Source organism: Brevibacterium sp. CSND-B09 (genome assembly GCF_052906525.1).
Genome location: NZ_JBREGI010000001.1, coordinates 385,244 through 400,902 on the forward strand (window position 1 = coordinate 385,244; position 15,659 = coordinate 400,902).

The following is a 15,659-nucleotide window of genomic DNA, read 5'->3' on the forward strand; positions in this document are numbered from 1 at the left end:
GCTTCCGGCATCGACATCCGCGGGTGGCCACACAGGCCGTATCGCCCCATCGGGTGTCCACAGCAGACAACTGTGCCAAAGACACTTCAGAGTCCACTGTGTTCACCTATTGTGTCGCGTGAGAACCATCGATTCCGGCACATCCGCGCCGCGCATGTCGGATTCGTCGCGTGTGCGATTCTTCACAGACAGAAGAACGGGCGCCGCAGACTCCCGTCTGGGGAATCCGCGGCGCCCGTTCGATACAGACCGGACGGCACCGTGCAGCCTTGACCAGGTGCGGCCTGCCGCAGAGCGTCCGAACCCGGTTCAGGCGAGGAGTTTGCGTCCCATCACCATCCGCTGGATCTGATTGGTGCCTTCGTAGATCTGCGTGATCTTCGCATCGCGCATCATCCGCTCGACCGGGTGGTCCACGACGTAGCCGGCACCGCCGAGCAGCTGCACGGCGTCAGTGGTGATCTCCATCGCAGCATCGGAGGCGAAGGCCTTCGCCGCGGCGCCGAAGTACGTGAGGTCCTCATCGCCGCGTTCGCTCTTGGCGGCAGCGGTGTAGGTCAGCTGGCGTGCCGCCTCGAGCTTCATGCCCATATCGGCGAGCATAAACTGGATCGCCTGATTATCGGCGATCGACTTGCCGAACTGCTGCCGATCCTTGACGTAGGCCAGGGCGTAGTCGAGCGCGCCCTGGGCGACGCCGACGGCCTGCGCGGCGATCGTGACTCGAGTGTGGTCGAGGGTGCGCAGGGCGATCTTCAGGCCTTCCCCGGGCTCACCGACGATGCGGTCGCCGGGCAGGCGGACATTGTCGAAGAGGAGCTCGCGGGTGGGCGAGCCCTTGATGCCGAGCTTGCGCTCCTTCTCACCGAAGGTGAAGCCCTCATCGGACTTCTCGACGACGAAGGCGGAGATGTTGCGTCCGCGGGCTCCGTCGGGGTCGGTCACGGCCATGACCGTGTAGTACTCGGATTCTCCGGCGTTGGTGATCCAGGTCTTGACACCATTGAGGATCCAGTCGTCGCCGTCGCGTTCGGCGCGGGTCTTCATCGATGCGGTGTCGGATCCGGCTTCGCGCTCGGACAGTCCGTAGGAGAATCCTGCTTCTCCGGCGGCCACGGACGGGAAGTACTTCTTCTTGATCTCTTCGCTGCCTCCGAGCTGGACGGGCATGCTGCCGAGCTTGTTCACAGCCGGAATGAGCGAGGACGAGACGCAGCCGCGTGCGACCTCTTCGATAATGATCGCCACGGCCAGCGCATCAGCGCCCATGCCCCCGTACTCTTCGGGGATGTGCGCGGCGAAGAAATCCGTCTCGACGAGGGCGTCGTGCGCCTCCTGCGGGTAGCGGGAGTCCGCATCGACCTCGGCCGCGAACGGCGCGATCTTCTTCTCGACGACATTGCGGACCGCGGCGCGAATCTCTTCGTGCTCTTCGCTGGGCTGGTACAGGTCGAACATCATTCTCCTCAGACTTATCAAACGTTCAGCAAGCCCTATTATTCCTGCAGCGCCCGGCCTTTGTCGAGAGCGACCTGCCGCAGCTGGCTCCGATAGTCGTCGAGACGCGTGCGCACAGCCTCAGCTTCGGCGCCCTGACCGGCCCCGAGGATGCGCGCCGCCAGCAGGCCGGCGTTCTTGGCGCCGCCGATCGAAACGGTGGCCACGGGAACTCCTCCGGGCATCTGCACGATGGACAGCAGCGAGTCCATTCCGTCGAGGTACTTCAGGGGCACGGGGACTCCGATGACCGGAAGCGAGGTCATCGACGCGATCATTCCGGGCAGATGGGCCGCTCCCCCGGCTCCGGCGATGATCACCCGGACGCCTCGCGCGGCCGCGGACTTCGCCCAGTCGACCATGTCCTCGGGCATGCGGTGGGCGGAGACCACCTCGGCGCTCGATTCGATGCCGAGTTCGTCGAGGGCGTCGGCGGCTGCTTTCATCGTCGGCCAGTCCGAGTCCGAGCCCATGACGATGCCGACCGGAGCCGCCGTGTCAGTGGAGTCTTCATTCGCTGTGGTCATCTGTGCTTCCTTCGTTGCAGGCGGCTGATATCCGCGTATCGGTGCCGGGTGGGTCCGGGGTCCAGTCGGCGCCGGGACTCAGCGTGCGCCGGGTTCGCTCTCGGCCCGGAGATTCTCCGGAGCGGGCATCTGAGGATGCGGATCGACGACGACGCCGGCGATGAAATCGGCGGCATGCCGCGCTCGAGCGAGCACGAGCTGCCGATCCTCGCCGTAGGCGTTCACGTGGCCGACCTTCCGACCCGGGCGCACCCCCTTGCCGTAGAGGTGAACCTTGACCGCCGGGTCGTGAGCCATGACGTGCAGGTACGGCTGATAGAGGTCCTCATGATCAGCGCCGAGGATGTTTACCATCACGGACACGTCCTCCCGTGCCGCGGGGCTGCCGAGCGGAAGGTCGAGGACCGCGCGGAGGTGCTGCTCGAATTGACTCGTCACCGCTCCGTCCTGGGTCCAGTGACCGGTATTGTGCGGACGCATCGCGAATTCGTTGATGAGGAAGCCCTCGGCGGTCTCGAACATCTCCATCGCCATGACGCCGGTGACTTCGAGGGTGCCGGCGACAGTGAGGATCGCTTCGGTGATGGCCCGCGCCTTCTCATCACGCAGATCGGGAGCCGGGGCGATGGCCTCCTTGCACACGCCGTTCTGCTGCCAGGTCTCGACGACCGGCCACACCGCGGTCTGCCCCATCGGCGACCTTCCGACCATGACTGCGAGCTCCCGGGTGAAGTCGACCTTCTCCTCGGCGAGCAGCTGGGGCACCTCGTTCAGCCACTCGACGGCCTCGTCGAGGCTGTCGATGACGCGCACGCCCTTGCCGTCATAGCCTCCGCGGGGCGTCTTGAGGATGAATGGGTATCCGACGCGAGCGGCGAACGCTTCGACATCGGCGGCCGAGGTGATCTCCGCCCATGCGGGGTTGGGCAGACCGAGTTCGTCCATCTTCGTACGCATCCGGATCTTGTCCTGGGCGAAGATAAGGGCATCGGGTCCGGGGCGCACTGCATGTCCGGCCTCGACGAGAGCCTGCAGATGCTCCGGTGGGACGTGTTCGTGGTCGAAGGTGATGACGTCGACGGTCTCGGCGAAAGCCTTGAGCGTCGGGTAGTCCGTATAGTCACCGACGGTCACCTCGTTGATGACCTGTGTGGCGGGGGCGTCGGCGGTCTCCGCGAGAACGGAGAAGCGGACGCCGAGGGCTTCTGCGGCGGGAGCGAGCATGCGTGCCAGTTGACCGCCGCCAATGACACCGATTCGAGGAAAAGTCACGTGTTCCATCCTATCTTCCGCGCCCGTCGCGGATCGACTGCGGTCAAATCGTGGATCGGCCGAGCGGTCGGCAGCTCATCTCAGTCCCAGTCGCCACAGTGAGGTAACTTCGGCGCTGCGGGCAGCGTGGAGCGCGTCGGCGGTATCAGCGGCGCGGGGATGGCGGGGCACCGTATCGATGCGATCGAGCACGCGCAGTCCTGCCGCCTCGATGCGTTCGCGGAGCTCACCTGATGGCCTGAGGCCCAATCGTTCGGCGAGGTCGGAGATGATCAGCCACCCCTCCCCCGCCGGGGTGAGGTGGTCGGTCAGCCTCTCGACGAAGCGATGGAGGACAGCGGAGTTCGGATCGTAGATGCCGATCTCGAGTGCCGAGGTCGGCTGGGCCGGCAGCCACGGCGGATTGCACACGATGAGGTCGGCACGACCAGGCGGAAACAGGTCGGCCTCGATCACACTCACATCGGCACCAGGACAGAGACGGTCGAGGTTCTCACTGGCGCAGGCGACGGCGCGCGGGTTGATGTCGGTGGCCACCACTGTCCCAGCGCCGCGCCGCAGCAGGATCGCGGCGAGGACTCCGGTCCCCGTTCCGAGGTCGAATGCAGTGCCGGTCGAAACCGGACCGACGTTCCTTCCCCACGGCAGGGGCGTCTGCGCGACGAGATCGAGGTACTCTCCCCGCACAGGCGAGAAGACGCCGTAGCGCGGATGGACGGAATCGCCCAGAGCCGGGATCTCGACTCCTCGCAGCTGCCATTCATAAGCGCTGAGCACTCCGCCGAGTTCGGTGAGCGACACGCAGACCGGTCCGTCGGCCGGGCCGTAGGCGGCGCGGCAGGCGGCGGCGACGTCGGGGGCACGGCGCAGGGCGAGGTCGAAGTCCGGGCCGAGCTCGACGACGACTCTGCCGAGCAGCCGGGCCCGCTGCTCGATGGCGTCACGTTCCGCGAAGAATGACAGCGCGGGATCGAGAGCAGGGCCATCGCTGTCCCCGGGTCCCACGAATCGGTCTCTGCCCCGTCTGTCGCGGGATCGACCCCTGCCGCCGCGACGGCCGCCGGAACGTCGACCCCCTGTGCCTTCACGGTTTCCGCCGCGGTCGCCTCTGAGCCGACGGCTCATCGCCTGGACGAGTTGACGGCCGTTGTGGAAGTCTCCGCGCCACAGCAGTCCCACTCCGGCGCGTGTCAATCGGCAGGCTTCGTCGGCGGTTGTCTCGTCTCCGATGATCTCCACAGTCGCGGGAGGCGGCGCCCCGTTCTCAGAATGCCAGTCGGCTGTGCGGCCGATGCCGTCCTCGGTCCAGCGGATCGTCGTCAACGGGTGCTCCCAGAAAGTCGGTGGTGAGTCATCTCGGCTGCAGTCGGCACCGCTCACACGACGAGCAGCGGGATCTCCAGCTCCTGCTCCGTGGTGGAACCATGGTGACCGATGAGGGCCAGCGCCGAGGCGGATTCCACTTCCGAATCGACCACGGCGAAGCCATCGGTGCAGATGACGAGGAAATCCCCGATCCGCGGATAGACGTGCGGGGCGACAGGACCGAAATAGCCGCGGTCGATCGCCGAGGCCTTCGGCAGGATGAGCCCGCGGTCGTCGAGCGTCTCCTGCCAGACCGAGAGCACGTCCGCCTCCGCGCCCTCAGCAGCGTAGAGATGCAGTGCGCGCGGCTCTCCGCCGACGTGGCGCAGGCCGGCCTTGAGCTCAGGGAGTTCAGCGAGGTCGAAACGACGTTCGTGGTCGACGTCGACCATGCCGTGGTCGGCGGTGATGAGCATGGTCGCGTCGTGCGGCAGGTCGGAGGCGAGTCGGGACAGGGCGAGATCGACGCGTTCGAGTTCTTCTGTCCAAGCGGCAGAGTCCGCACCGTGCACATGACCGGTCTTGTCGAGATTGCCCCAATAGAGGTAGACGAGGCGGCGACCCGGAGCCCTCGCCTCGGCGAGAGCCTGGGCACAGCGCTCCTCCAGGCTCTTCGAGTCCCGGAATCTGCCTCCGCGCAGCGAGGCCCGGTTGAGGCCGCGTCCGGCGAACTTCTTCTCTCCGAGGCTGACCACATCGATTCCGGCATCGGTGAGGCGTTCGAAGAGGGTCGCATCGGGGACCCAGGCGACGGGGTCGACGTCGAGGTTCCACGTCAGCTGGTTGAACACCGCGTCCTTCTCCGGGTCGAGGACGCGGTAGCCGACCACGCCGTGGGCGCCGGGCAGGCGGCCCGTGGCCAACGACGACAGAGAGTTCGCCGTCGTCGACGGGAATCCGGCGGACAGGGTACGGCGTGTTCCGGCCTGCGACCGGAAGAAGGGAGTGTATCCGCTGTAGCGGCGCAGCTGCTGCTCCCCGAGACCGTCGATGAGCACAACGATCGTCGCCCGGGACTCCCGGTCGAGTCCGAGCGTTCGTGCACGATCGGACATCGGCGCATCGAGGGCGTCGGCCGCACCGAGGCTCAGCGCCGCGGCGGGAACGACATCGGAGAGCATGGGACCCGCATAGTCCGGGGGCCCCAGGTGCTCAGCACCGGATGGGTCCTGCTGCCTTTGACTCGTCGAGTCCTCGCTCATCAGCGGCGCGACCGCAGCCGGGCTTGGAAGACTGCGGCGCGCAGCTTCCCGGCGAAGTCGGCCATTCGGTCGACGGCGGCCTGCCCTTCGGCCTCGGCCGAGACCCGGAGCATGACATCCTCGGCGAAGATCGATCCGCCGTATCCGTGATCGCCCATGCAGTTGGGATCTCCGCAGGTCTCGGGGAAGGCCTCGATGCGCTTCGACGCACCCCAGGACATGGTCAGCGAAACCTCGACGGGCTTGTCACCGGGCTTGTAGGCGGCCGGATCGGCGAAGGTGCGGCCGACCATCACGGTGCCCAGGCGATCGAGTTCGATGTCCTCGCTGCTCGTGACGGCGCGGGGTTTGGCGCCGGGTTCCGCGTTCGGATCGTCATCGACGTGAGCCAGTAGGAGGCGGGTCTCGGTGAGGACGAAGGCTGTGACATGCCGGTGGATGGATTCGATGTCGACATGTGTGTCGATGTGGACGAAGTGGGCCAAGACCGGTTCGTCGTAGAGCGAGTCGGCGAGGATGCCCTGAGTGAGCTGGGGATAGTAGCCGGCCGACTGCAGATCGTGAACGAGAACTTCGGGTAATGCCATGCCCACTATTGTGCCCCACTCCTCTGACTTGTCCCAGCGAGGTCGGCCATATCAGGACGCCCGACGCATATGCTGGGACCATGGAAGACTATCCTGCCGGGTGGGAAGCCGATGTCGTCCTCCGCGACGGCGGCACCGCCCACCTTCGCCCGATCACCCCTGATGATTCCGCTGCTCTGGCCCGCATGCACGAGGCCCAATCGCCGGAGTCCGTCTATCTGCGCTTCTTCGCTCCGCTGCCCCGACTTCCCAAACGCGACCTCGACCGCTTCGTCAACGTCGACCACCACGACCGAGTGGCGCTGATCATGCTCATCGGCGACGACATCATCGGCGTCGGCCGCTTCGATCGGATCACCGACACCGACGCCGAGGTGGCGTTCAACATCGCCGACGCCCACCAGGGTCGCGGGGTCGGTTCGATCCTGCTGGAGCATCTGGCCGCGGCCGCGCGCGAATCGGGGATCCAGCGATTCACCGCCGAGGTGCTTCCCCAGAACCGGTCGATGCTGCAGGTCTTCCAGGCCGCCGGCTACGAGGTCTCCCGCGGTTTCGATGACGGTGTCGTGGCCGTGAAGTTCGACATCGATCCCACGGCACGGTCCATCGAAGTGCAGGCCTCCAGGGAACACAGGGCCGAGGCCCTGAGCGTGCGCACGGTCCTCCACCCCGCCTCGGTGGCGGTGATCGGCGCCAGCCGCAAACGCAACTCCACCGGACATCTGCTCATCCGCAACATCACGGCCGCGAAGTTCACCGGCGACCTGTGGGTCGTCCACCCCGAAGCCGATCAGATCGCCGGCGTCCAGGCCTATCCGAGCCTCGCCGATCTGCCGGGCAAGGCCGACCTCGCGGTCATCGCCGTGCCCGCCGAGTCCGTCACCGAGGTGGTCAAGGACTGTGCCGTGCACGGGGTCAAAGCCGTGCTCGTCATCTCCTCCGGATTCGCCGAGACCGGTCCCGAGGGGGCCGAACTCCAGCGCCGCATGGTCGCAACCTCCCGCGCCTACGGAATGCGCGTGGTCGGGCCGAACTCCTTCGGATTGGTCAACGAGGCCGCCGACATCTCGCTCAACGCCTCTCTGGCCCCGTTCCTCCCGGCTTCCGGAACGCTCGGGCTCTTCAGTCAGTCCGGGGCGCTGGGCACCGCCCTGCTCGCGGCGGCGAAGACCCGCGGACTGGGCATCTCCACCTTCGTCTCCGCAGGCAACCGCGCCGATCTCTCCGGCAATGACCTCCTCCAGTATTGGGAGGAGGATCCGGCCACGCAGACCGTCGGTCTCTACCTCGAATCCATCGGCAACCCGCGCAAGTTCTCGCGCATCGCCCGTCGAGTCTCGCGCGTCAAACCCGTCGTCGTCATCAAGTCCGACCTCACGGGCCGGGAGCTGCCGCCCGGGCATATCGTGCGTACCTCTTCCCTGGCGCCGAACACCCTCGACCAGGTGCTCGAGCAGGCGGGAGTGATCCGCGCGGATACGATCCACCAGCTCTTCGACCTCACCCAGGTGTTCTCGACCCAGAAGCTGCCGGCGGGCCGCCGGGTCGGGGTCATCGGCAACTCCGCGGCGATGAGCACCCTGATCATGCAGCGCGCCCGTTCCGAAGGTCTGCGCGTCGACACCGAGCCCGTGTCCCTGCACCCCGAGGTCGATGCGGAGACCTTCCGGACCGAACTCGATGCGATGTATGCCCGCGACGACGTCGACTCGGTCATCGTCACCTTCACCCCGTCGGCCGGTGCGGAGGAGACGGAGATCGCCGGCCTGCTGTCCGAGTCGGCCGCACGCTCGGGGAAGACCACGGTCGCCTGCTTCCTCGGCATCCACGGTGTCCAAGACGAACTGACCACGTACCTCACCGATGAGGCCGGCAGCCGGGTCTCCCACACCGTCCCCAGCTATATCGGTCCCGAAGATGCTGTGTGGGCTCTGGCCAGGGCCACGGACTATGCCCGGTGGAGGGCCGCCGACCACGGGCGCTACACCGAGCTCGACGACATCGATGACAAGAAGGTGCGGACGATCATCGACGCAGCCCTGGAGGGGGCACAGCCGGGCTCCCCCGTCAGGCTCGAACGCGACGACGCCCGCGACCTGCTCAGCGCCTACGGAATCGAGGTGCTTCCCTACGTCACGGCCTCCTCGGTGGACGAAGGAATCGCCGCGGCTGAGAAGATCGGGTATCCGGTCGCCCTCAAGGCCGTGACCACGGTGCTGCGGCACCGGATGGAGCTCGGCGGTGTGCGCCTGAACATCGACACCCCAGAGGAGCTCGCCGAGGATTTCACCGCGATCCAGGAGACCATCCGGCAGCTGGCCGGTGAGGATGAGCCGCTCGTCGACGTCCAAGCTATGGCCCCGCATGGTGTCCCCTGCGTCCTCCGCGCCGGTGAGGATCCGCTGCTCGGTCCGCTGCTGGCGTTCTCTTTGGCCGGGGACACCACGGAGCTGCTCGGCGATGTCGCTCATCGGGTCGCCCCGATCACCGACAAGGAGGCCGGGGACATGATCCGGTCGATCAAGGCCTCCCCGCGGCTGTTCGGCTATCGCGGTCTGCCGCCGATGAACATCGAACCGCTGCGCAATGTGCTGGAGAGGCTCGCTGTGCTGGTGGAGAACCATCCGCAGATCCTCGAGCTCGTCATCCACCCGATGGTCGCCACAGAGACCGAGTCGCATGTGCTCAGCGCCCACGTCGACCTCCTGCCCGACCCGACTCGGATCGACAGCACCCGTCGACTGCTGAGCTGAGACGGATCGGAGCAGACGCCCGCCCAGCTGAAAGGAGAATCCACACCCGCCGCAGGCCGTCTTCGAATTTCACTGTCACAGCGGCATATTGGCGCGTCCTATACCAATTCGCAGACTTGACGGGTAGTGTCTGTATCCGTTCACCACGAAATGTTATGAATTCGTGTTTTAATGAATGGCCGCTCCGGCGGCCATTGTCTGTGGCCAGTCACTGGTCATCCACCGTCCCAGGCGCCCGCGTTCAGCAGGTGTCCCATGAGAGCGAGGCCTCACAGTCATGATTTCGCGCAGAGACGTCGTCACCGACTCCGCGATCGCCGTAGTCGCCGAACAAGGAGTCCGCGGACTCACCCATCGGGCAGTCGATGCACTGGCCGAACTGCCGGTGGGGTCGACTTCGAATGTCTACCGCACCCGCGATGCCCTGATCACCGGAATCATGGAACGCATCGGAGAGCTCAACTCCCAGCAGCTCGAACGCCTGCCGGAGCTGGTACGTGCTCCGGGCGCTGACCCGATCGAGGTCGCCATCGACTTCTGCATGAACTGGCTGACCACGGACCGCAACCGGTTCTACACGATGATGATGCTCAGCCTGGATCCGGCTCTGCCGCCTGAGGCAGTGATCGCCAAGGAGAAGAACCTCCGCGCGATCAGGGAATTCATCATGCGCTTCGCCGGCATCGACGCCGAATACGCGCAACGGGTCAACAGCTCGGTCGCGGGCATGATGGTCAGCGAACTCGTCGCCGGCACGGCTGAGCGCTCGCATGTCGAGGCATACCTCAAGGAGTTCTTCCAGTGGCTGCGCAGCGGCCGCGACGATGCCTGAGCTCCGACACGAACCCTCCGGGGACGCCCGATTGAGCAGGAGTTCGCAAATCGAACGCTAGAATCGACGGGTGCCCTCCCCCGCTGAGGTCTAGCCTCGGCGCGGGCGGGTGTTCGAATCGAACAGTTCGTGCGTCAAAGGAGTTCCATGCCCGAAGGCAGAGTCATCGAAGTCGACGTCTCCTCAGAGATGGAGAGTTCGTTCCTCGAATATGCGGTCTCGGTCATCCACTCCCGCGCACTGCCCGACGCCAGGGACGGCCTCAAACCCGTCCAGCGGCGCATCGTCTACCAGATGGGCGATATGGGGCTGCGCCCTGACCGCGGACATGTGAAGTCCTCGCGCATCGTCGGCGATGTCATGGGCAAGCTCCACCCGCACGGCGACACCGCGATCTACGACGCCCTCGTGCGCCTCAGCCAGGGCTTCATCATGCGTGTGCCCCTGGTCGACGGCCACGGCAACTTCGGCTCCCTCGACGATGGTCCCGCTGCCCCGCGCTACACCGAGGCTCGACTCACGACCGCGTCGATGCACATGATCGCCGGGCTCGACGAAGACGTCGTCGACTTCGTGCCGAACTACGACAACACACTCACCCAGCCCGAAGTCCTGCCCAGCGCTTTCCCGAATCTGCTCATCAACGGCGCCTCGGGCATCGCCGTCGGCATGGCCACGAACATGGCCCCGCACAATCCCGGCGAGGTCATCGCCGCCTGTGCCCACCTCATCCGCAATCCCGATGCCGGACTCTCGGAGCTCATGCGCTTCATCCCCGGCCCGGATCTGCCCACCGGCGGACGGATCATCGGCCTCGACGGAGTGCGCGAGGCCTATGAGACCGGTCGCGGCACCTTCCGCACCCGCGCCACCGTGTCCATCGAGAACATCAGTGCCCGCCGCAAGGGAATCGTCGTCACCGAACTGCCCTACCTCGTGGGACCGGAGAAGGTCGTGTCGAAGGTCAAGGACGCGGTCGGGGCGAAGAAGCTGTCCGGAATCGCCTCGATCGATGACTATTCGGATCGCAAGAACGGCATGCGTCTGGTCATCGGCGTGAAGAACGGCTTCAACCCCGAGGCGGTGCTGGCGGAGCTCTACCGCCAGACTCCCCTCGAGGAATCGTTCAGCATCAACAACGTCTGCCTCGTCGAGGGACAGCCGCGGACCCTGGGACTGCGCGAGCTGCTCATGGTCTACCTCTCCCATCGCATCGACGTGGTGCGCAGGCGCACGGTCTTCCAGCTGCGCAAGGCCAAGGACCGGCTCCACCTCGTCGAAGGTCTGCTCATTGCGATCCTCGACATCGATGAGGTCATCCAGCTCATCCGCTCCTCGGACGATGCGGCCACGGCCCGCACCCGCCTCATGGACGTCTTCGAGCTCTCCGAGCTGCAGGCGACCTACATCCTCGATCTGCAGCTGCGTCGGCTCACGAAGTTCTCGCGTCTCGAGCTCGAGGCCGAACGCGACGAGCTGAAGAAGACGATCGACTACCTCGAATCGCTGCTCGCCGATGAGGCGAAGCTGCGGGAGCTCGTCGCCTCGGAACTGGAGTCCACGGCCGAGGTCATCGGCTCTCCGCGACGCACCGTCCTCATCGAAGGCTCGATGAAGGAGCTGACGGCCAAGGGCAAAAAGGCTCCGACGAACCTCAAGATCGCCGATTCTCCCTGCCGGGTGCTGCTGTCGACCTCCGGACGCATTGCGCGCACCTCGGATGCCGCTCCGCTGGCACGTGAGGGTCGCCGCTCCAGCCATGATGCGCTGGTCTCGGAGATCGTCACCACCACTCAGGGCAAGGTCGGCGCCATCACCACCACCGGTCGACTGCACATGGTCGACGTCGTCGATCTGCCCGCCCTGCCGCCGGCCGCGGCACGGCCCAATGTCGCCGGCGGTGTGAAGATCGCCGAATATGCGGCGTTGGAGAAGAACGAGAAGATCATCGGTCTGATCGACCTCGACCGGGAATTCGTCCTCGGCACCGCCGACGGCGTCGTCAAACGCGTGTCGGTGGCCGGTCGGCCGAACAAGAACGAGTGGGAAGCCATCACCCTCAAGGGAAAGGACTCCGTCGTCGGGGTCGCCCAACCCGAGGACATCGACGATTCCCTCTCCGTATTCGTGACCTCGAATGCTCAGCTGCTCGCCTTCGACGCCTCCGGTCTGCGTGCACAGGGCTGGAACGCCTCGGGTGTGGCCGGAATCAAGGTGGCCGCCGAGGCGAAGGTGATCTTCTTCGGAATGACTCCGAAGGCGGCGAAGACCGACGAGGACGGTGCCGCGGATGCCGAGCTCGGCAGCTTCGCGGTCGTCACGATCGCCAGCGGTGAGAACTTCTACGGCGCCCCATCGTCGTCGATCAAGGTCAGCGAATTCTCCGAGTTCCCGACCAAAGGGCGAGCCACCTCCGGGGTGCGCGCCCACAAGTTCCTCAAGGGCGAGACCGAACTGTCACTGGCCTGGGTCGGCGACTCTCCGCAGGCTGCTGCCACCGCCGGCGGTGCACGCACGCTTCCGGCCGAATTGTCCCGTCGCGATGGGACGGGATCGCCGTTGGAATCGAAGATCGATGTCATCGGCACCCTGCCCCGCCTCGGCGGTGCCGAATCCGCCGACCGTTCCCCGGCGGCCGACGGCGACGAATCGGCTGAGGCATCAGCCGAAGCTGACGCTGATTCTGCATCCGGCACCGGCGAAGAGAAGCCGAAGTCCGGCGGAAAGCGATCCGCGGGCAAGGAACAGCGGGGACAGCAGGGATTGGCGACGAGTTTCGATGAGCTCGATCTCGACCTCGATGAGGCCAAGGACGAGATCGCGCGGTCGAAGTTCGACACCGAAGGCGCCGTGATCGTCTCCCATGACGACGAGGACGACGACTCCGCCCTGTTCTGAGCTCGGACCGGCCCTGACGGAGGGCCCTGCTCTGGCGAACCACTCGGCCCGTCGGCCGTTTCAGCAGCTGAGCCCAGCACCTCGGTGCTGGGCTCAGCTGTCTGCCGCCTCTGCTGTCAGCGGCCGCTGCAGCCGCTCACTGGTCTGAGTTCTCGGGATCGTCGTCGAGGTCGAGGCGCATCTTGGCGGCGGTGCCGCGCTTCATCTCACCGATGGCGGTCTCGCCGAGTCCGTGCAGCGAAATCGAATCGCGCGGTTCGAAGACGTAGTCGTCCGAGGCCGAGAGCACTCGTGCGGTCTCCTCGTCGGTGAAGATCGTCCCTGGGTCGGCCACGGCCGTCAGGCGGGCGGCGAGGTTCACGCTGGAGCCGAAGATATCGCCGAGGCGGGAGAGCACCCGTCCCCAGACGAAGCCGACGCGCGCCTGGGGCAGGTCCTCGGCGGCGGTCACGCGCTCCATCAGCGTCATGGCGATCTCGGCCCCGGCCAGAGGGGTCGACGCGGCGAAGAACACTTCATCGCCGACGGTCTTGATGACCCGTCCGCCGCCGGTGGCGACGATGTTGTAGGCCATGCCCTGGAACTCCTGGACCATGTCCGCCAGCTGCCGTGGCTCCATCTTCTGCGACAGGCGGGTGAAGGAGACGAGATCGATGAATCCGACGGCGCGGGCCAACGGCATCGAGGAGTCGTACCAGCCCTGCCTGTTGTCCATGGCCAGCCCGTCGGAGACATTGACGTTGAGACGGCCCATGACGTCGGCGAGGTTGCGCCGCCAGGAGTAGGTGAGCATCTTCTGCAGCGGGTCGATCATCTCTTCGACGACGGCCAGGGCATCCCGGCGTGCTTCCGGGTCGGTCAGTCCCTTCTCCTCGGTGAGGAATTCGACAAGGGTCTCCATCTGCCAGACGACGAGGCGGTCCGTCGTCTGGCCGATCGCCCTGGCCAGGGACAGCGCGGTGGTCTGGTCGATGAGACCGTCGGCGACGGGCTTGGCCCAGATCCGCAGGGCGTGCGCATCGCTGACGGTGTAGGCCTTATCCGTCGGCTTCGCCTGGGACATGCCGAGGGCCCGCCACATCTTCCGGGCCGAGACCGTGGAGATCCCGCCGAGTTTCGCGGCCTCCCGTCGGTCGAGGACGCGCTTGCCGTCGAGCAGGATCTCTTCGAGTCGTTCGGCCGCGGTTCGGGTCTCATAGATCGTGTCGTCGAAGTCGGGACCGTCCGCGTCGAGAGCTCCGTCGGCGTCGTCCTCGTCGATGATCGGCAGCGCTGTGGTGCGCGGATCCTCACGCAGTCCGCTGAAGAAGTCCTCATCGACGTCGATGTCCGGGTCGGCCGCATCCGCATCCGCATCGGCAGCATCCGCGGGGGGTGCGCCAGGATCAGCCGTGACCTCGTCGGCGAGCTGCGCGCCGACCTCTCCTGCCTGAGGAGCGGACCCCGTCAGGCCGCCGACAGGCTCGTCATCGCCGTCGACGTCATCATACGGATCGCCCGCACTCGACTCGGCCGCCTCCTCGGGGAGGGTGTCCGGGGAACGATCGTCCGCCTCGGCGGTCGACGAGGTCTCACCGTCGTCCTTCGGCTCCGGGCTCGGCGAAGAATCGGGGGCGGACCGGCTATCCGACTCCGTCCGGGGTACGGCATCGGACTGGGACTGAGCGGTCGGCTGCGATGCGTCGGCGGACCGGGGCGCGTCGCTGTGCGACTGGGTGCCGGCGTCGGCCGGCCGAGTCTCTGCGGAGGTGCCTGCGGCTTCTCCGACCTCGGGTGTGCCCAGCCGTTCCGGTTCGACGATGTCGAATCCGGCGGTGAAGTCCGAAACCGCCATCAGTCTTCGCTCCTCTCCGCAGCGGTCGGGGCCGCGGCCGGACGCAGATGGTGGACGTCTCCGGCGCTTAAGCACACCTGATCGTCGATGATGAGGTCGGCTCCTGCGTCCAGCCCCGTGGCGGTGCCGATGATGTCGGAACCGTCGGGCCTCTCCACTCGAACCCGCGACCCGAGCGTCACCATATGATCACGCACTCTCCGCGCTGTGCGGCTGTCGCGGAAATCCTCATCTCCATAGTCGATCAGCTCTCTGTAGCAGGGGATCAGTGTGCCGAGAATCGAGATTAGCAATGCTTCATGATCAATTTCTGAACCGTCGGCTCCGGTTTCGATCGCAATTGAGCTCGCGTCTTCGCGCGGCAGATCAGCAGGCTCCAACCGGGTGTTCAGCCCCATCCCCAACACGATCCGCGGTCCGCCGGCCAGGGGTTCGACGCGTGCGAGGATCCCGCACAGCTTCCTGCCCTCGGCGGTGAGCACGTCGTTGGGCCATTTGATCGCGGCGGGCACTCCCGCCTCGGTGACAGCGGAGTGCACGGCCTCACCGGCGATGAGCGGGATCCATCCCCATTGGGAGAACCCGGCCGGGGGTGTGAGCAGAATCGACCACGTCAGCGACCGGCGGGCGGGCACCGTCCAGGTCCGGCCCAGTCGGCCGTGTCCGGCGTTCTGGAAGTCGGTGCCGCGGATGGTGAATTCGGCCACGGGCGAACCGGCGTCGGCTCCTTCCCGGACCACTCGCGCAAGTTCGTCATTCGTCGACGTGCAGCTATCGTCCCAGATCAGCGGCGGGAGCGAGAGACCTCGGTCCGCAGCGGTGCGGCGCACTGAGTCGACGTCGACGAGGAGGGAATTGTGTTGGCTGTTCACCAGACCACTCTAGATTCTTT

Annotated in this window: 11 protein-coding genes; 3 read left to right on the top strand and 8 right to left on the bottom strand. The window is 66.2% G+C overall.

Translation table 11 applies throughout. The annotated features are described in order from the left end of the window. Nucleotides 1-309: 309 nt before the first annotated feature. From ACU4IU_RS01995 to ACU4IU_RS02020, 6 genes are all read right to left on the bottom strand, one after another. Nucleotides 310-1,458 carry an acyl-CoA dehydrogenase family protein gene (locus ACU4IU_RS01995; RefSeq protein ID WP_139470308.1) on the bottom strand — a complete coding sequence of 383 codons (1,149 nt, stop codon included), beginning with the start codon at nucleotides 1,456-1,458 and terminating at the stop codon, nucleotides 310-312. Between the two features lie 38 nt (nucleotides 1,459-1,496). Beyond that, nucleotides 1,497-2,024 carry a 5-(carboxyamino)imidazole ribonucleotide mutase gene (purE, locus tag ACU4IU_RS02000; RefSeq protein ID WP_139470269.1) on the bottom strand — a complete coding sequence of 176 codons (528 nt, stop codon included), beginning with the start codon at nucleotides 2,022-2,024 and terminating at the stop codon, nucleotides 1,497-1,499. Nucleotides 2,025-2,102: 78 nt separating this feature from the next. Next, complete coding sequence (locus tag ACU4IU_RS02005) at nucleotides 2,103-3,305, bottom strand: 5-(carboxyamino)imidazole ribonucleotide synthase (RefSeq protein WP_446655757.1); 1,203 nt, start codon at nucleotides 3,303-3,305, stop codon at nucleotides 2,103-2,105. A 66-nt stretch (nucleotides 3,306-3,371) separates the two neighbouring features. Further along, entirely contained in the window at nucleotides 3,372-4,619 is a 1,248-nt protein-coding gene (locus ACU4IU_RS02010) for a methyltransferase (protein WP_446655758.1), read from the bottom strand. A gap of 53 nt (nucleotides 4,620-4,672) precedes the next feature. After that, nucleotides 4,673-5,782, bottom strand: coding sequence for an alkaline phosphatase family protein (locus ACU4IU_RS02015; RefSeq protein ID WP_229663886.1), 1,110 nt, complete (start codon nucleotides 5,780-5,782; stop codon nucleotides 4,673-4,675). Between the two features lie 80 nt (nucleotides 5,783-5,862). Continuing rightward, a complete protein-coding gene (locus ACU4IU_RS02020; protein WP_139907459.1) occupies nucleotides 5,863-6,450 on the bottom strand; it encodes a DUF5998 family protein in 588 nt (195 codons plus the stop codon). An 80-nt stretch (nucleotides 6,451-6,530) separates the two neighbouring features. Here ACU4IU_RS02020 and ACU4IU_RS02025 point away from each other — a divergent pair, with 80 nt between their 5' ends. The 3 genes from ACU4IU_RS02025 to ACU4IU_RS02035 all read left to right on the top strand — a co-directional run bounded on the left by ACU4IU_RS02025 (nucleotide 6,531) and on the right by ACU4IU_RS02035 (nucleotide 12,933). Then, nucleotides 6,531-9,203, top strand: a complete 2,673-nt coding sequence (locus ACU4IU_RS02025) for a bifunctional acetate--CoA ligase family protein/GNAT family N-acetyltransferase (RefSeq protein WP_139907458.1) — start codon at nucleotides 6,531-6,533, stop codon at nucleotides 9,201-9,203. A gap of 277 nt (nucleotides 9,204-9,480) precedes the next feature. Continuing rightward, the gene (locus ACU4IU_RS02030; RefSeq protein WP_139470258.1) at nucleotides 9,481-10,035 is read left to right on the top strand and encodes a TetR/AcrR family transcriptional regulator; all 555 of its coding nucleotides are present in this window, start codon (nucleotides 9,481-9,483) and stop codon (nucleotides 10,033-10,035) included. Between the two features lie 147 nt (nucleotides 10,036-10,182). Next, nucleotides 10,183-12,933 (top strand): DNA topoisomerase IV subunit A, encoded by a 2,751-nt coding sequence (locus ACU4IU_RS02035; protein WP_139907457.1) that lies wholly within the window; start codon nucleotides 10,183-10,185, stop codon nucleotides 12,931-12,933. Nucleotides 12,934-13,069: 136 nt separating this feature from the next. On the opposite strand, the gene ACU4IU_RS02040 is transcribed toward ACU4IU_RS02035, so the two are convergent. Both ACU4IU_RS02040 and ACU4IU_RS02045 read right to left on the bottom strand, forming a co-directional pair. Then, a complete protein-coding gene (locus ACU4IU_RS02040) occupies nucleotides 13,070-14,767 on the bottom strand; it encodes an adenylate/guanylate cyclase domain-containing protein (RefSeq protein ID WP_139907456.1) in 1,698 nt (565 codons plus the stop codon). After that, nucleotides 14,767-15,639 carry a biotin--[acetyl-CoA-carboxylase] ligase gene (locus ACU4IU_RS02045; protein ID WP_259356613.1) on the bottom strand — a complete coding sequence of 291 codons (873 nt, stop codon included), beginning with the start codon at nucleotides 15,637-15,639 and terminating at the stop codon, nucleotides 14,767-14,769. Before ACU4IU_RS02045 ends, ACU4IU_RS02040 begins: the two co-directional genes overlap by 1 nt. Nucleotides 15,640-15,659: the final 20 nt, after the last annotated feature.